The organism is Nocardia sp. NPDC046763 (genome assembly GCF_040645495.1).
In the GTDB taxonomy this organism is placed as follows: domain Bacteria; phylum Actinomycetota; class Actinomycetes; order Mycobacteriales; family Mycobacteriaceae; genus Nocardia.
The window spans coordinates 22,513-38,788 of record NZ_JBEYYI010000025.1 but is presented as its reverse complement, the minus strand read 5'-3'; the positions used below and the strand labels follow the sequence as shown (position 1 = coordinate 38,788).

Annotated in this window: 16 protein-coding genes; 3 read left to right on the top strand and 13 right to left on the bottom strand. The window is 67.5% G+C overall.

Features of this window, described 5'->3' with window-relative positions:
• Positions 1-168 precede the first annotated feature (168 nt).
• Positions 169-807, bottom strand: coding sequence for a helix-turn-helix domain-containing protein (locus tag ABZ909_RS32285; protein ID WP_357007313.1), 639 nt, complete (start codon positions 805-807; stop codon positions 169-171).
• A 221-nt stretch (positions 808-1,028) separates the two neighbouring features.
• Entirely contained in the window at positions 1,029-1,382 is a 354-nt protein-coding gene (locus tag ABZ909_RS32280; RefSeq protein ID WP_357007223.1) for an SPW repeat protein, read from the bottom strand.
• 157 nt (positions 1,383-1,539) lie between these two features.
• Here ABZ909_RS32280 and ABZ909_RS32275 point away from each other — a divergent pair, with 157 nt between their 5' ends.
• Positions 1,540-2,760 (top strand): FAD/NAD(P)-binding oxidoreductase, encoded by a 1,221-nt coding sequence (locus ABZ909_RS32275; protein WP_357007220.1) that lies wholly within the window; start codon positions 1,540-1,542, stop codon positions 2,758-2,760.
• Positions 2,761-2,851: 91 nt separating this feature from the next.
• On the top strand, positions 2,852-3,631 hold the full coding sequence (locus tag ABZ909_RS32270; RefSeq protein ID WP_357007217.1) for an aspartate/glutamate racemase family protein: 780 nt from the start codon (positions 2,852-2,854) through the stop codon (positions 3,629-3,631).
• Positions 3,632-3,637: 6 nt separating this feature from the next.
• Here the strand turns inward: ABZ909_RS32270 and ABZ909_RS32265 are convergent, their stop codons facing one another.
• From ABZ909_RS32265 to hppD, 8 genes are all read right to left on the bottom strand, one after another.
• A complete protein-coding gene (locus ABZ909_RS32265) occupies positions 3,638-3,760 on the bottom strand; it encodes a hypothetical protein (protein WP_357007214.1) in 123 nt (40 codons plus the stop codon).
• A gap of 313 nt (positions 3,761-4,073) precedes the next feature.
• A complete protein-coding gene (gene tuf / locus ABZ909_RS32260; protein WP_357007212.1) occupies positions 4,074-5,264 on the bottom strand; it encodes an elongation factor Tu in 1,191 nt (396 codons plus the stop codon).
• Positions 5,265-5,381: 117 nt separating this feature from the next.
• Entirely contained in the window at positions 5,382-7,484 is a 2,103-nt protein-coding gene (gene fusA, locus ABZ909_RS32255) for an elongation factor G (RefSeq protein WP_357007209.1), read from the bottom strand.
• A gap of 178 nt (positions 7,485-7,662) precedes the next feature.
• Positions 7,663-8,133, bottom strand: a complete 471-nt coding sequence (gene rpsG / locus ABZ909_RS32250) for a 30S ribosomal protein S7 (protein WP_030517120.1) — start codon at positions 8,131-8,133, stop codon at positions 7,663-7,665.
• Complete coding sequence (gene rpsL / locus ABZ909_RS32245) at positions 8,133-8,507, bottom strand: 30S ribosomal protein S12 (protein WP_014353064.1); 375 nt, start codon at positions 8,505-8,507, stop codon at positions 8,133-8,135. Before rpsL ends, rpsG begins: the two co-directional genes overlap by 1 nt.
• A 277-nt stretch (positions 8,508-8,784) precedes the next feature.
• A complete protein-coding gene (locus tag ABZ909_RS32240) occupies positions 8,785-9,357 on the bottom strand; it encodes a DUF3558 domain-containing protein (RefSeq protein WP_357007205.1) in 573 nt (190 codons plus the stop codon).
• 11 nt (positions 9,358-9,368) lie between these two features.
• On the bottom strand, positions 9,369-9,935 hold the full coding sequence (locus ABZ909_RS32235) for a DUF3558 domain-containing protein (RefSeq protein WP_357007202.1): 567 nt from the start codon (positions 9,933-9,935) through the stop codon (positions 9,369-9,371).
• Positions 9,936-9,972: 37 nt separating this feature from the next.
• Entirely contained in the window at positions 9,973-11,208 is a 1,236-nt protein-coding gene (gene hppD, locus ABZ909_RS32230; RefSeq protein ID WP_357007199.1) for a 4-hydroxyphenylpyruvate dioxygenase, read from the bottom strand.
• A gap of 138 nt (positions 11,209-11,346) precedes the next feature.
• Here hppD and ABZ909_RS32225 point away from each other — a divergent pair, with 138 nt between their 5' ends.
• Positions 11,347-11,865: an Lrp/AsnC ligand binding domain-containing protein gene (locus ABZ909_RS32225; RefSeq protein ID WP_357007197.1), complete on the top strand. Its 519-nt coding sequence runs from the start codon at positions 11,347-11,349 to the stop codon at positions 11,863-11,865.
• 22 nt (positions 11,866-11,887) lie between these two features.
• On the opposite strand, the gene ABZ909_RS32220 is transcribed toward ABZ909_RS32225, so the two are convergent.
• The 3 genes from ABZ909_RS32220 to ABZ909_RS32210 all read right to left on the bottom strand — a co-directional run bounded on the left by ABZ909_RS32220 (position 11,888) and on the right by ABZ909_RS32210 (position 16,069).
• Complete coding sequence (locus tag ABZ909_RS32220; RefSeq protein WP_357007194.1) at positions 11,888-13,000, bottom strand: winged helix DNA-binding domain-containing protein; 1,113 nt, start codon at positions 12,998-13,000, stop codon at positions 11,888-11,890.
• Positions 13,001-13,057: 57 nt separating this feature from the next.
• A complete protein-coding gene (locus tag ABZ909_RS32215; RefSeq protein ID WP_357007191.1) occupies positions 13,058-14,032 on the bottom strand; it encodes an NADPH:quinone oxidoreductase family protein in 975 nt (324 codons plus the stop codon).
• A 246-nt stretch (positions 14,033-14,278) separates the two neighbouring features.
• Positions 14,279-16,069, bottom strand: a complete 1,791-nt coding sequence (locus ABZ909_RS32210) for a protein kinase (protein ID WP_357007188.1) — start codon at positions 16,067-16,069, stop codon at positions 14,279-14,281.
• Between the last annotated feature and the right edge of the window lie 207 nt (positions 16,070-16,276).

Sequence of the window (16,276 nt, the reverse complement as noted above, 5' to 3'; positions counted from 1 at the left end):
CCAGGATTCCGAAACCACGCAGCAATAACTTGGTATACACCAGTTCCTCCACGAATTTCGCAGTGAGAATCGCATGATTACCCCACAACGAGTGTGATTCGGGAGTTCACCAGAGGAAACAGCGACACGCCAGCAAACATTCAGTGGTCACTGAGGATCCTCGCAACCTCAACCCAGATGGGTCATGCCCGCCGCCACCACCTGCGCAACATTCAGAATTTCGTCGGCCGTCGGCAGCGGCACCCCGTCCAGGGCGTGCAACCGATCCGTACTCGCGATGGCCAGCATCGCCGACACCCACGCCGCCGCACACGCCCGCAATGTCCCCGGCTGCACCGGGGCCGGCGCGCTCGCCGCCAGCACCCGCGCGGTCGCGTCCAGCAATTGATCTCGCATGCGGCGCAATTGTTTCCGCACATCCGGATGGGTATCGGCCTCGCGCCACATGATCACCCGCAGCACCGAGGAATTGTTCTCGCGCAGATTCAGCGCGGCATCCATATTGACCAGGCTCTTGGCCGGATCACCCGGCACCACCACCGACTCGATATCGTCCAGCGGCTGCGAGGGGACCCGCTCGGCCATCAGCGCCGACAGAATCGCGCCCTTGGTCGGGAAGTAGTAGAAGACCAGGCCCTTGGGCACCCCGGCCTCCTCGGCGATGGACGCCGTGGGAGTCGCGTCGAATCCATTGGCCGCGAAAAGCCGTTCGGCGGCATCCAGGATGAGCTGGCGAGCGTCACCATCGACCTTTTTGCTGCGACGACGCCCCACCCGGCGGGGCGCGGGTCCCACACTGCGCAGCAGTTCAGACTCTGCTGTGCGCGACGAATCCGATTCCGCTTTGCGTGATGTGGGCACTGCTCGACTTCCTCCTCACGCTTCGACGCGGAGGCGGCCGCCACCGGTCGGCGGACGTAGATGACAAGCATAACGCGCGGACGCGCCGACCTCGCTGCGTCTCCCGCGGTCACGAGGACTGTGCACCCGTGATCACGGAGAGCCGAGGCCGGCACGCCGCGAATCGGTCAGTGATGCGCCGCTGCGCCGAAGCGGCCCGACACCTCGGGCATCTCCGCCAGCGCGACCACGACCGTCAACACACCCACGATCCACGCGACCCAGGAAGCGCCGCTGTAGGAGTGGAAGTTCATCACCCACGGGGAGATGAACATGAGGACGCCCAGCACGCCGAGCGCGTAGCCGACCGTGCCGGTCGCCATTTCCGCGATCTGCGCCAGGCCCGCGAGTGCGACCAGCACGCCGAGCACCACAAGGGTCCACAGTGCACGGTTGCTGTGCGCCACCCAGATCGGGGACAGCGCGGCGATTGCGCCGAGCACGACCGTCATGGCCTGCTCCGCGCGACTCACGGTGAACATGGAATGCCTCCTTTGAAAGGCCAGGGAATATGTTCTGATCCCGTTGTATTCCTGATTGACCGCCCGATCAATAAATGCCCGGACACGATTGGGCCGCATCTCGGGTGTGACGGTCGACACGTCGGCGCGTGACCTCGGGAACAGCTAAGGTTGGCGCATGTCGCACTCGGTAGAACACGTTCTAATTGTCGGCGCGGGCCTCGCGGGACTGCGCACGGCCGAAGAGCTGCGACGTGCGGGTTACTCCGGCGAACTCACCCTGCTGGGCGACGAGAACCGCGCGCCCTACGACCGGCCGCCGCTCTCCAAGCAGTACGTGCGCGGCGAAACCGACGACACCGCCCTGCGGCCCGCGGAATTCTTCACCGAGCAGCACATCCGGCTCCGGCTGGGAGTCGCCGCCACCGGCGTCGACACCGCCGCCCGGCGGGTCCGGCTCTCCGACGGCAGTGAAGCCGGATACGACGCCCTCGTGATCGCCACGGGTTTGCGGCCGCGGCGAATCCCGGGTCTGCCCGAGGTCTCGGGCGTCCACGTGCTCCGCTCGCACGCCGACGCCCACGCCCTGCGCGAACACCTCGGCAGCGCACGCAAGGCCGTCATCGTCGGCGCGGGCTTCATCGGCTGCGAACTGGCCGCCAGCTTCCGGTCCCGCGGACTGGCGGTGACCATCGTCGAGCCACAGCCCACTCCCCTGTTCGCCGCGCTCGGCGAACAGGTCGGCGCGCTGGTGGCCCGGCTCCACGAAACCGAGGGCGTCGAACTGCGGTGCGGGATCGGCGTGGAATCGCTTGTCACCGAGGACAACTCGGCACTTGCCACCGAAGACGACACGGTCCGTGGCGTGCGGCTGACCGACGGCAGCGTGATCGAGACCGACCTGGTGGTCATCGGCATCGGATCGGTGCCCGTCACCGGCTGGCTCGACGACTCCGGGATCCCGCTGGCCGCGCCCGCCGAGGGCGGCGGCGTCCTCACCGACGACACCGGGCGCACCAGCGTCCCCGGCGTCTGGGCGCTCGGCGACGTGGCCGCCTGGCCGCATGCGAGCGGCCGCAACAAGCGCGTCGAACACTGGACCAACGCCGGTGAGCAGGCCCAGCTGCTGGCCGCCGCGCTCCTGGGCGCCGACCGGTCCACCGAGGTGCAGGTGCCCTACGTGTGGAGCGACCAGTACGACGTGAAGATCCAGGTGCTCGGCATCCCGGCGCTCGCCGACGAGGTGCAGATCGTCGAGGACAAGGGGCGCAAGTTCCTCGCCCACTACCTGCGCGGCGGCGAACTCGTCGCCGTCGTCGGCGCGAGCATGGCCGGGAAGGTCATGAAGGCCCGTGCCCAGCTCGCCGCGACCCTGCGCCCCTCGGCGACGGTCGGCTGACCCGCTCGGCCGCAGTCGGCCGAGCCACGCCCACGCGGTTTTTCGACCCGCAGTTCGCGGCGGAGGCGGTTCCTTCACTACCGTGCAGGGTGTGATCGTCGCGCTCATCGACTCCGGACTGGGGTTGCTCCCCACGGCCGCCTGGTTGCGGAAGCTGCGGCCCGATCTCGACCTGCTGCTGCTCAACGACCCCGACGGCGCGCCGTGGGGACCCAAACCCGAGCAGTGGGTCATCGACCGGGTACTGGACACCGTGCGCCTCGCCCTGAGCGAGGGCGCGGAAGTCATTGTGCTGCCCTGCAATACCGCCAGCGTGCAGGCCCTCGAGCACGTCCGCACCATGGTCGGCCCCGGCGTGCCGGTCATCGGCACCGTGCCCGCCATCAAACCCGCCGCCGCGGCCTGCCGGAAGGTGGCGGTCTGGGCGACCGCGGCCACCACCGCCAGCGCCTACCAGGCCGACCTCATCGCCCGCTTCGGCGGCGACGCCGATATCACCGGCGTGGCCTGCCACGGCCTGGCCGACGCCATCGACCGCGGCGACCTCCCCGTCATCGCCGAGGCCATCGCCGACGCCGCCGCCCGCACCCCCGCCGACACCGAGGGCATCGTCCTCGGCTGCACCCACTACCCCCTCGTCCTCGACGACATCCTCACCACCCTCCCCCCGGGCGTCCGCGTCTTCGACAGCGCCGAAGCCGTCGCCGGCCAAACCCTGCGCCGCATGGACGCGCTGAGCCGCCCCACCGCGGGCACCGGCACCGTCCGCGTCCTGGCCTCCGGCCGTACCGCTCAACTCCCCACCGCCGCGGCTACTTTCGAGTCCGGCCGCCTCCTCGGCGCGACAGCCTCGCAGGCGCAGGTCTGCTGACGGAAGTCAGAAACTGTTGGCCAGCAGTGCATATTGCGCGGCGGCGCGTTGCCTGGCTTCGGCCCGATCCTTGTCGTTGACGACCGCGAGATAGCGCCCGTAGGCGAGATAGCACTTGCCGGCCTGCACATCCGCCGACGGGGCATCGGGTCCGGGACCAGAATCCGGCGTCCGCGCTAACCATCACGATCGCGTTCGGGCTCAGCACGGCAAAGCTCTCCACATTGGGGGGACGCTGGTCGCGATCGCGAGTCATGATCCGCGCCATTCGAGCTCGACCGGCCATGATCACCCCCGGATCCGCCAGGCCCGTCGTTCGAGGCTGCTACTGGATCGCGTGGTGCGCCGGGTGGACCGGAGCGCGGAAACGCAAACGGCGCCGCTCCTTTCGGAGCGACGCCGTTCGTCAGCGATTCAGAGAATCACCGGTGATTTCGGAAAATCACTTGACGATCTTGGTGACACGACCGGCACCGACGGTGCGGCCACCCTCACGGATCGCGAAACGCAGGCCCTCGTCCATGGCGACCGGCTGGATGAGCTTGACGCTCATCTCGGTGTTGTCGCCCGGCATGACCATCTCGGTGCCCTCGGGGAGGGTCACGACGCCGGTCACGTCGGTGGTACGGAAGTAGAACTGCGGGCGGTAGTTGTTGAAGAACGGGGTGTGGCGGCCACCCTCGTCCTTCGACAGGATGTACGCCTGGCCCTCGAACTCGGTGTGCGGGGTGGTGGTGCCCGGCTTCACGACGACCTGACCACGCTCGACGTCGTCACGCTTCAGACCACGAACCAGCAGACCGACGTTGTCGCCCGCCTGGCCCTGGTCCAGCAGCTTGCGGAACATCTCGACACCGGTGATGGTGGTCTTCTGCGACTTCTCGCGGATGCCGACGATCTCGACTTCCTCGTTCACGTTGATCACACCGCGCTCGATACGACCGGTGACGACGGTGCCACGACCGGTGATCGTGAAGACGTCCTCGATCGGCATCAGGAACGGCTTGTCGGTCTCACGGACCGGGTCCGGGATCGACTCGTCGACGGCGTTCATGAGCTCCAGCACGGACTGGGTCCACTTCGGGTCGCCCTCGAGCGCCTTCAGGCCGGAGACGCGCACGACGGGGGCATCCTCGTCGAACTCCTGCGAAGCCAGCAGCTCGCGGACCTCCATCTCGACGAGCTCGAGGATTTCCTCGTCGTCGACCATGTCGGACTTGTTCAGCGCGACCAGGATGTAGGGCACGCCGACCTGACGGGCGAGCAGCACGTGCTCACGGGTCTGCGGCATCGGGCCGTCGGTGGCGGCCACGACCAGGATCGCGCCGTCCATCTGGGCGGCACCGGTGATCATGTTCTTGATGTAGTCCGCGTGACCGGGGGCGTCGACGTGCGCGTAGTGGCGCTTCTCGGTCTGGTACTCAACGTGGGAGATGTTGATCGTGATACCACGAGCCTTCTCCTCCGGCGCCTTGTCGATCTGGTCGAACGCGAACGCAGCGTTCACGTCCGGGTAGGTGTCAGCCAGCACCTTGGTGATCGCGGCAGTCAGCGTGGTCTTGCCGTGGTCGACGTGACCAATGGTGCCGATGTTGACGTGGGGCTTCGTCCGCTCGAACTTCGCCTTCGCCACTGTTGTCCTCCTGGACTAGTTAGTGCGTTGCTTTTGCAGCAGTGCGGTTTTTTCTTACAGGGGGTCGTTCAGACGACCGACTCGGGACGGATTCTCGCAAACCCGTCCCGTAGCGAATTACTCGCCGGTCGCCTTGGCGATGATCTCCTTCGACACGTTGGCCGGAACCTCCGCGTACGAATCGAACACCATCGAGAAGTTCGCTCGGCCCTGGGTCTTCGACCGCAGGTCACCGATGTAGCCGAACATCTCCGAGAGCGGAACCAGCGCCTTGACGACACGGGCACCACTGCGTTCCTCCATGGCCTGGATCTGGCCACGGCGGGAGTTCAGGTCGCCGATCACTTCGCCCATGTAGTCCTCGGGCGTGGTGACCTCGACCGCCATGAGCGGCTCGAGGATCACCGGACCGGCCTTGCGGGCCGCTTCCTTGAGGGCCATCGCGCCGGCGATCTTGAACGCCATTTCCGAGGAGTCGACCTCGTGGTAGGCGCCGTCGAGCAGCGAGACCTTCATGTTGACCAGCGGGAATCCGGCGAGGACACCGTACTGCATGGCATCCTGCGCACCGGCGTCGACCGACGGGATGTACTCACGCGGAACGCGGCCACCGGTGACCTTGTTCTCGAACTCGTACGTCGCGCCGTCCTCGCCCACGAAGGGCTCCAGGGCGATGATCACGCGAGCGAACTGACCCGAGCCGCCGGTCTGCTTCTTGTGGGTGTACTCGAGCTTCTCGACCTTCTTGGTGATGGTCTCGCGGTACGCCACCTGCGGCTTGCCGATGTTGGCCTCGACCTTGAACTCGCGCTTCATGCGGTCCACGTAGATGTCGAGCTGCAGCTCGCCCATACCGCCGATGACGGTCTGGCCGGTCTCCTGGTCCAGCTTCACATTGAAGGTGGGGTCCTCCTCCGCGAACTTCTGGATCGCGACGCCCAGCTTCTCCTGGTCGGCCTTGGTCTTCGGCTCGATGGCCACCTCGATGACCGGGTCCGGGAAGGTCATGGACTCGAGCACGATCTGGTTCTGCGGATCGCACAGGGTGTCACCCGTGGTGGTGTCCTTCAGGCCGATGACCGCGTAGATGTGGCCGGCCACACCTTCGGAAACCGGGTTCTCCTTGTTGGAGTGCATCTGGAACAGCTTGCCCAGACGCTCCTTCTTGCCCTTGGTCGCGTTGATGACCTGGGCACCGGAGTCGACCTTGCCCGAGTACACGCGGACGTAGGTCAGCTTGCCGAAGAACGGGTGGGTGGCGATCTTGAACGCCAGCGCCGCGAACGGCTCGTCCGAGCTGGGCTTGCGGGTGAGGACCTCGTCCTCCTTGCCCGGCACGTGACCGTGCACGGACTCGACGTCCAGCGGGGACGGCAGGTAGTCGATGACGGCGTCGAGCATGGGCTGCACGCCCTTGTTCTTGAACGCCGAACCGCAGAGCACCGGGTAGAGCTCCGAGTTCACGGTCATCTTGCGGATCGCGCCCTTGATCTCCTCGACCGAGAGCTCCTCGCCGCCGAAGAACTTCTCCAGCAGGGCCTCATCGGACTCGGCGACGGTCTCGAGCAGCTCCTGGCGGTACTGCTCGGCGCGGTCCTTCAGATCGGCCGGGATCTCGACGACCTCGTACTGCTCACCGAGCTTGGTCTCGCCCCGCCAGACCTTGGCGTTGTTCTCGACCAGGTCGACGATGCCCTCGAAGGTGTCCTCGGCGCCGATCGGCAGCTGGATGACCAGCGGCTTCGCACCCAGGCGGTCCTTGATGGTCTGGACGGTGAAGTAGAAGTCGGCGCCCAGCTTGTCCATCTTGTTGACGAAGCAGATGCGCGGGACGTCGTACTTGTCGGCCTGGCGCCACACCTGCTCGGACTGCGGCTCGACGCCTTCCTTGCCATCGAACACCGCGACGGCACCGTCGAGGACGCGCAGCGAGCGCTCGACCTCGACCGTGAAGTCCACGTGGCCGGGGGTGTCGATGATGTTGATCTGGTTGTCTTTCCAGAAACAGGTCGTCGCGGCCGACGTGATGGTGATGCCGCGCTCCTGCTCCTGCGCCATCCAGTCCATGGTGGCGGCGCCGTCGTGCACCTCACCGATCTTGTAGGTGATACCGGTGTAGAAGAGGATGCGTTCGGTAGTCGTCGTCTTACCGGCATCGATGTGGGCCATGATGCCGATGTTGCGGACCTTGTGCAGGTCGGTGAGCACGTCCTGTGCCACGGAAATCTTCCCCGCTCGTAGCTAGTTGGGATTCAACGGGATAGGCCTCGAGTTCTCCGAAGCCCTCGGTGTCAACGTCGGGCGCGACGCGTAGGTGCCTCGCTTGAAACAGCTCAGCTGTCGCGCCCGACATGTGACTCGTCTCCCGGCACTTCCGAACGGAGGGCCGGGCCACAGGTCACCAGCGGTAGTGCGCGAAGGCCCGGTTGGACTCGGCCATCTTGTGGGTGTCCTCGCGACGCTTCACCGAAGCGCCCAGGCCGTTGCTGGCGTCCAGCAGCTCGTTGGCCAGACGCTCGATCATGGTCTTCTCGCGACGGGCGCGGGAGTAGTTGACCAGCCAGCGCAGCGCCAGGGTGTTGGCGCGGCCGGGACGAACCTCGACCGGCACCTGGTAGGTGGCGCCACCGACGCGGCGGGGCTTGACCTCGAGGGCGGGCTTGACGTTGTCGAGCGCGCGCTTGAGGGTGACGACCGGGTCGGTGCCGGTCTTCTCACGAGCCTGCTCGAGGGCGCCGTAAACGATGCGCTCGGCGGTGGACTTCTTGCCGTCCAGCAGGATCTTGTTGACCAGCTGCGTCACCAGGGGCGAGCCGTAGACCGGGTCGTTGATCAGGGGACGCTTGGGAGCGGGACCCTTACGCGGCATTAGCTCTTCTCCTTCTTGGCGCCGTAGCGGCTGCGGGCCTGCTTGCGGTTCTTGACACCCTGGGTGTCGAGCGAGCCGCGGATGATCTTGTAGCGCACACCCGGGAGGTCCTTCACACGACCGCCGCGAACGAGCACCATCGAGTGCTCCTGCAGGTTGTGGCCCTCACCGGGGATGTAAGCCGTGACCTCGACCGCGCTGGTCAGGCGAACACGCGCGACCTTACGCAGCGCGGAGTTCGGCTTCTTCGGGGTCGTGGTGTACACGCGGGTGCACACGCCACGACGCTGCGGGCTCCCCTTGAGGGCCGCAGTCTTGGTCTTGGCGACCTTGTCGCGGCGACCCTTACGGACCAGCTGGTTGATGGTTGGCATAGACCGGCTTTCCTTTTAGTAACCAGGTGTCTGGAACTTCATGTCTTTGTCATTCGAGCTTTCCGCCCTGCTCTCGTAGCATTTCTCCACCACGAGGTCGGGCGTGTCGTGCACAGCTCAGAGGCCTTTTTCAAGGCATGCTGAAACGGTCAGCCGCTCTCGCTGGCCTACGTACTGCACATCAACTTGCCCGCATGCTCCGGGCACAGCGGTCCACGATACTCGTCGGCTCTTTCGGGGGCAAAAGAGGGTCCCCACACCGGGGCTGGTAGAGCCCTTATCGAGCCAGGTTCAACGTCAACTCGACCAGCTTGCGCGCCGCATCACAGGGGTCCGCATGCTGAGATCCGCTGCGGTAGTTGACCCACCAGCCGACGATACCGGTATCCGCGGCCGGCGCGCTCACGCCACAGGAGTCCGCATCGTTCGGGCGGCGGGTTTCGACCGAGCGGCGGCCCTGCACGGTGATGTCGTTCGTCACATACTTCAGGCGGTCGTTGTTCTGCTTCTCGTTGTTGAGCGAGCCCAGCTCGTACCAGCTGAGGGTGACCATGCCGCTGCCGGCGGTGCCGCCGGTGAGGTTCCACATGCAGACCGCGCCATTGAAGGACGGCTCCACATACATGTTGTCGCCCACCGATTTCGCGATGTCGTCCTGGGCGACCACCTGGCATTCGCGCAGCAGCTTGTCGAAATTGGTATTGATGCGCGAGGTTCCGCCGGTGCCGGTGGTGCCGCCCGCAGGCAGGGCGCTGCCGGGGACCGTCTTGCCGCAGCCGGCCAGCGCGGCGGTCAGGGCCAGCACCGAGAGGGCGACCGCGCCGCGTACCCGCCTGGATCGAGCTGACATTCCGATCCCCCTCATCCGAGCCGCTGCACGGTCAGTTCGGCCATCTTGTGGGTGCGGTCGCACGGGTTGCCGAGGTTGCCGCTGCTGAATACCCCGTAGGAGATGGACCATTCGAAGAAGTCGTCGTCCAGCTGCACCGCGAGATCGCAGACGGCGTTGCTGGGGTCGAGGGCCTGGAAGCCCTTCTTCCCGCCCACGTCGATGGTGTCCGGGGTGCGACCGACGCTGGCTACCCACGCCTTCTCGCGATCGATGGGGCTGCCGCGGTAGGACGCGAAAGTGACGCTGGAGGAACTGATTCCGCCGGCCTGCCAGTTGCAGCCGGTCGAGTTCTTGAAGACGGTGGTGAGGGTGCCGAGCCCACCCAGGTCGCGTACCTCGTCGTCGGTGAGATGGCCGCACTCCCCGACGAACGGGCCCAGCGCCGCTACCTTCTGCGGCGGCCGGAACCCCGGTTCGTCGCCGGAATCGCTCTTCCCCCCACACGCCGACAGCAGCAGCGCGAGGCTCAACCCCGTGACGATCGCGGTGCCCATCTTGCCCCTCCGCTTCGCTCCGGGACGGGTTCGCGAGTTCATGTTCTGGACGGTACCGGAATGCGAAGTGAAGTGACTGTCAGAGGTTTCCGCGTGCTTCCTGTTCACGTTCTATTGCCTGGAAGAGGGCTTTGAAGTTGCCCTTGCCGAAACCGAGGGAGCCGTGGCGTTCGATCAGCTCGAAGAAGACGGTGGGCCGGTCGGTGATGGGTTTGCAGAAGATCTGCAGCAGGTAGCCGTCCTCGTCACGGTCGACCAGGATGCCGCGGCGCTGCAGTTCGGCGACCGGGACGCGGACGTGGCCGATGCGGGCGCGCAGTTCCGGGTCCTCGTAGTAGCTGTCGGGGGTGTCGAGGAATTCGATGCCCTCGCGGCGCAGCACGTCGACGGCGGCGAGGATGTCGCCGGTCGCCAGCGCGATGTGCTGGACGCCGGGGCCGCGGTAGAACTCGAGGTACTCGTCGATCTGGGAGCGTTTGCGGCTGGGAGCGGGCTCGTTGAGCGGGAACTTGACCCGGTGGTTGCCGTTGGCCACCACCTTGCTCATCAGGGCGGAGTACTCGGTGGCGATGTCGTCGCCGACGAATTCGGCCAGGTTCTCGAAACCCATGACGCGCCGATAGAACTCGACCCATTCGTCCATGCGCCCGAGTTCCACATTGCCGACCACGTGGTCGATGGCCTGGAAGATGCGCCGGGGTTGCCCGGCCCGCGGGGCGTAGGCGGAGCGGCGCGGGGTGTAGCCGGGCAGGTAGGGCCCGTAGTAGCGGGAGCGGTCGACGAGGGTGTGCCGGGTGTCGCCGTAGGTGGCGATGGCGGCGGTGCGGACGGTGCCGTAGTCGTCGGTCTCGTCGTGCGGTTCGACCAGTACAGTGGCGCCCTGGGCGCGGGCGCGGCGGATGCAGCGGTCCACATCCGGGACCTCGAGCGCGATGTCCACCACCCCGTCCCCGTGCAGATCGTGGTGTGCGACAAGCGGACTGGCCGGATCCACCGCGCCCTTGACGACGAATCGGGCGCCGCCGCTGCGCAGTGCGAAGGCCTTGTGGTCACGATTGCCGGTTTCGGGACCCGAGTAGGCCTCCAACCGCATGCCGAAGGCGGACTGGAGGTAGTGCGCGGTCTGGGTGGCATTGCCGACCACCCAGACGATGGCGTCCCAGCCCAGCACGGGGAACGGGTCGGCGGCGGCATCGTGGTCCACCAGGCCGACCAGGCGGCGGAGTTCGTCGTCGCCGGGCAGGTCGCCGGATCGGGCCCGAGCGACTCCGGAGCGGGCGTGAGCGCTGCCGTGGTGTCCTGCGTCGATGCTCATGTGCCCAGGAAAAGCCCAGCGGTCGCCACTAGGCAATATCGCTGAATTCCACTGGACACTCTGGTGAATTGCACCATCATCTGCGGCCAGGTGCTGGACAATTTGAATAGCAGTGAACTCACGAGCGGAGGTTCCGCCATGTCCCGCACGCCCGCCCGGCTGGATGAGCTGGATCTGGCCATTCTCACCGCCATGCACGAGTACCAGAAGGCGGGCATTCTGGAACTCTCCCGTCGCACCCGGGTCGCCCGCGCCACCGTGCAGTCGCGCATCGCGCGCATGGAGGAGGCGGGGGTGATCTCCTCCTACGATCCGCAGATCGATGTCACCGCGGCCGGTTTCGATGTGCAGGCGTTCGTGACGCTGGAGATCGCGCAGGGCGCGCTGGAGGCGGTCGCCAACGACCTCGACGCCATCCCCGGTGTGCTGGAGGCCTACGCCACCACCGGTTCCGGGGATGTGCTGTGCCGGATCGGCGCGGATTCGCACGCCGGCTTGCAGGCGGTCCTGCTGAGCATCGACCGGACCAGCTCGGTGGTGCGATCGCACAGCGTGGTGGTGTTGTCGACCGTGGTCCCGCAGCGCACCCTGCCGCTGCTGCGCACGCTCACCCCGTCCGGGTCGAGCAAGGCGCCGGCGTACCGCGCCGCGCACTGAGAATCCGGAGCGGATCGCCCGGTCAGGGACGCAGGTCCGCTCCGGGATCGAGGATTTCGACGACGGGCTTGCGGTCCGGTTCCGAGAAGGACAGCAGGGCAGCGGCTTCCGCCTCCACCGCGGCGCGGTCGGCGCGGGACCACCTGGCGTGCGGGCTGATCCGCAGCGACGCGGTGTCCCCCTTGGCGAACACCTTGTAGACGCCCGCCAGGAAGCCGTCGATCAGGATCGGGGAGACCTGGTTGGCGAAGGCGCGCAGGGGCGGGGCATTGCCGTCGGGGACGATGCGGGTGCGGTCCTGATGGGACAGGATGGCGTTGTCGTACCACCCGAGGAAGCGGACGGGGGCGGGCAGGTCGGGGTCGGCGAGGGTGGCGTCGGCGGCGTCGTAGAGCGTGCGGCCGCGGTCGTCGGTGTAGGTACGGACGCGGTCGCCGAGCTTCTCGACGGCCTTCTTCATGCCGGTGAGCTTGGACCAGGTCTGCATGTCCATGGTGGTGGCGGGACCGAAGGCGCGCAGATAGCGCAGCAGCAGTTCCTCCAGCGGATAACCGGGGTCGAGGGATTCGCCGAGCCAGGGTTGCACGCGGGACCAGACCGGGCGGCTGCTGTCGCCCCAGCGGCCGCGCGGCGGGGTCTGCAGGACGGGGAGCTGGTAGAGCCAGGCCTGCACGATCGCGCCGGGATCGCGATCCGGGTACCGGGCGGCGGCGTGTTCGCGCAGCGCGGCGGCGGGGGTCGGCTCCTCACCGAGTACCTGTTCCCCCTGCGCACGCACCTCCTCGGGATCCAGGCCGACCAGCGCGCCGAAGTTGAAACCCTTACGGAAGGGGATCTTTTCGAGTTCGGGCTGGATGTGCGGGGCGATGCGCAGCGCGTCGGGCGGGGTGACCAGGTGAATGGTGCCGCGCATCAGGGTGATTCGCACCAGCGACCGGTCGTCGAGGGCCTCGGACACCGTCTCGGGATCGAAATCGGCTGTGCGGCTCCACAATGCGACGAACGGCGGCAGCATGTCCTGCGCCTGCAGGCCGACGAGGTGGTCGCACAGGGCGTGCACGCCGAGCCCGGACCGCTCGAGCAGATGCTGACGCGCGAGCAGGGTCCGGTTCAGCACCCGGTTGGACAGCTTCACGATCGGTGACGCTACGTGAGCCGCACCTGGTTCGCGCGATCGCGCCGGGCGATCCGGTCAGCGGAGGGTGATGACGACCTTGCCGGTGGCGGTGCGCTTGTCGAGGGCGGAGACCGCCTCGGCGGTGTGCGCGAGGGCGTAGAGGACGGGCTCCGGCGGGGTGATCTTGCCGTTCGCGAGCAGCGGTTCCACCTCGGCCCACTGTTCCTGCAGGTAGCCCGGGTGCGACATGACCCATTCACCCCAGGCCGCGCCGACCACCTCGACGTTCTTGAGCAGCAGGCGGTTCACCTTGACGGTGGGGATGTCGCCCGCGGTGAAGCCGACCACCAGCAGCCGCCCGGCCGAAGCCAGCGAGCGGATGCTGTCGGTGAAGCGGTCGCCGCCGACCGGATCGAGCACGATGTCGACGCCGCGGCCGCCGGTGAGTTCCTTGACCGCGGCCAGCCAGCCGTCGGTGAGCACCACGTCGGTGGCCCCGTTGGCGCGCGCGACCTCGGCCTTCTCCTCGGTGCTGACCACGGCGACGACGCGGCCAGCGCCCAGCGCCTGCGCCATGCGCAGCGTGGAGGTGCCGATGCCGCCGGCGGCGCCGTGCACCAGCACGGTCTCCCCCGGGGCCAGGCGGCCGCGGTTCCGGAGGCAGAAGTGCACGGTCAGGTCGTTGAACAGCACGCCCGCCCCGGACTCCAGCGAGACATTGTCGGGTAGTTTGAAGACCATCTCCGCCGGCGCCACCGCGACTTCCGCGGCCGCGTTGCCGAGCAGGGTCAGCGCGACCACCCGGTCGCCGGGCCGCACATGCGAGCCCTCCGGCGCCTGGCGCACGATGCCACCGACCTCGCAGCCGACGACGTAGGGCAGCGGCGGCTTCATCTGGTACAGACCGCGGGTCATGAGCACATCGGGGAAGGCGATCCCGGCCGCGTGCACGTCGATGACGACGCCGCCCGGATACCCCGCCGGCTCGGGAATATCGAGAACTTCGATGGCCTCCGGGCCTTCCAGCTTGCTCACCACGGCTGCGCGCATTCTCGATCAACTCCGATCAATTCGCCGGCGGATACCTGCCGAACGTAGCACCCCCCGCCGCCCCGCGCCTTCGGCGGACGGCTGAGAGCCGTTGCCGGTTTCGTACCCGTGCCTGCGGATGGTGCCGAAACAATTCAGGGCGTACCCGACGAGTTACCCCGAACGTTCCGAAATCAGTTGTCGCCTTGGGAGCCGGAGAGCAACAACATCATTCGGCCGGGCACGAAGGAATTCGGTCGCCGAGGCTCAGCGATGGGCGTATTCGATCATGGACTCATTTGCCGCGACCTGACCGCCAGTGGTGATGACCAGGCTGTAGGCGGTGATCCGGTACTGCGTGCCGTCGGTCGGATTGGTGACCGTGAAGCCGCCGGTACCGTCGGGCACCGGGTCATCGAGCTGGATGCCCGCGTTGTCGCTGATGCGCACGCCCTTGTAGTAGAAGCGGCCGGTCGCGGTGCGGCACACCACCAGGCGCGACTTGTCGGTGCGGCCGATGGCCATCGCCGGGTCATCGAGATTGCAGTGCGGCGGCTGCGCGGTGAAACCCTGTGCGTCCGTGCCGGATACGGTGCCCGAGAGCGGGGCCAGGGTGGTGGTCGGGGCGGTCGTGGGGGCCGTGGTCATCGAGGTGCGCGCGGCGGTGGTCTGCGCCGGACCGGTGACCGTCGTGACGCCGCCGGCATCGTTGCCACCGGTCCTGCCGGACAACAGCGCCCACGCGAGCACCGCGCCCAGCACCAGGACCACCCCGATGAGCGCACCCACCAGCAGCGGCAGGTTGTTGCGCTGCCGGGGAGGCAACGGCAGCGGCGCGGAGGGGTGCTCGCGGGGCAGGGCCGGGTTCTCGTAGGGCGGTGCGGGGTTTGCGGCGTAGGACGCTGCCGGATTTTCGTACGGCGGATGACCGGGCAGGTACCCGGCCTGCGCGGGGGGAATCGGGCGCCGCAGCACGGTCGGTTCGTTGTTGCCCGGCCCGGTGTGCGGAGCGGAAACCTGGCCGCCACGGGGGTAATCCACCGGGCCCGAGGGATGAGCACCCCCGGAAACATTGCCGGTCCCGGACGGGTGACCCGGACGCGGGTATTCGACGGAGCCCGACGGCCGGTCGAGGTAATTCGGCCCGGAGTGCCCGGGCGGGACGGCCGGGGAGCCGATGGTCGGCGGGGCGGGCGGCACGGTGGTGCGGGTGGGCTCGCCGTGGCCGACCCGTATCAGCGCGGCCCGGGCGGCGCGGGCGAGTTGCCCGGCGGTGGCGTAGCGCCGGGTCGGATCCTTGGCCATGCCGATGGCGACCACCTGGTCCAGGCCGACCGGGACCCCGGCACGGACGCTGGGCCGCGGCGGGGGCGTGAGCATGTGGGCCCGGATGGTGGCGAGATTGCCCTCCACCCGGAACGGCGGCCCGCCGGTGAGGCATTCGTAGAGCACGCAGGCCAGCGCGTAGATGTCGGCGCCGGGCGAGACGGAGGCATTGTGCTCGAAGCGTTCCGGGGCCATGTAGGCGAAGGAGCCGATGGCATTGCCGGTCTGGGTGAGCTGGACGTCGGACTCGGTGTGCGCGATGCCGAAATCCACCAGGTAGGCGAAGGTTTCGCCGGTGAGCAGGATATTGGCGGGTTTGACGTCGCGGTGTACGAGCCCACTCTCGTGAGCGGCGTCGAGTGCGGAGGCGACCTGCTCCACCACGGTGACGGTCTGCTCGGGCGCCATCGGGCCCTCGTCGTGCAGGTAAGCCTTGAGGTCGCGGCCGCGCACCAGCCGCATGTCGATGAACAGGACGCCGTCCACCTCACCCCAGTCGTGCACCGGAATGACGTGCGGTTCCTGGAGCTTGGCGGCGGTGCGGGATTCGCGGCGGAAGCGCTCGACGTACGTGGGCTGCCGCGCCAGGTCGACATCCAGCAGTTTCACCGCGACCACCCGGTCGCGCACCGTGTCGTAGGCCTCGTAGACCTCGCCCATGCCGCCGACCCCGAGCAGCCGCCGCAACTCGTACTGCCCGAACCGCGAACCGGCCCTCGCCCCTGCGGCCACCCTGCGTCGTCCTCCCTGCTGCTGGATGTACAACAGGAAAGGCTACGGGCCGTGCGACGCACTGTCATTCCCCCAAAAGCGACATAGTCCCTCCGCCGATAACGGCGACATTGCGCGACGACGCCGTCAAGCCCCGAACAGTGCCGTTTCCCATTCGGCTGGACTGATCTCCGCAGCCGAGAAACACTGTCGTTCCACGAACAGAAG

Coding starts and splice junctions, on each gene's coding strand:
- hppD (WP_357007199.1), bottom strand. CDS start 11,208: ATGAGCATCGACGCAGGACACCACGGCAGCGCTCACGCCCGCTCCGGA.
- ABZ909_RS32215 (WP_357007191.1), bottom strand. CDS start 14,032: ATGCGCGCAGCCGTGGTGAGCAAGCTGGAAGGCCCGGAGGCCATCGAA.
- ABZ909_RS32225 (WP_357007197.1), top strand. CDS start 11,347: ATGTCCCGCACGCCCGCCCGGCTGGATGAGCTGGATCTGGCCATTCTC.
- rpsG (WP_030517120.1), bottom strand. CDS start 8,133: ATGCCGCGTAAGGGTCCCGCTCCCAAGCGTCCCCTGATCAACGACCCG.
- ABZ909_RS32280 (WP_357007223.1), bottom strand. CDS start 1,382: ATGTTCACCGTGAGTCGCGCGGAGCAGGCCATGACGGTCGTGCTCGGC.
- rpsL (WP_014353064.1), bottom strand. CDS start 8,507: ATGCCAACCATCAACCAGCTGGTCCGTAAGGGTCGCCGCGACAAGGTC.
- ABZ909_RS32275 (WP_357007220.1), top strand. CDS start 1,540: ATGTCGCACTCGGTAGAACACGTTCTAATTGTCGGCGCGGGCCTCGCG.
- ABZ909_RS32235 (WP_357007202.1), bottom strand. CDS start 9,935: ATGAACTCGCGAACCCGTCCCGGAGCGAAGCGGAGGGGCAAGATGGGC.
- ABZ909_RS32240 (WP_357007205.1), bottom strand. CDS start 9,357: ATGTCAGCTCGATCCAGGCGGGTACGCGGCGCGGTCGCCCTCTCGGTG.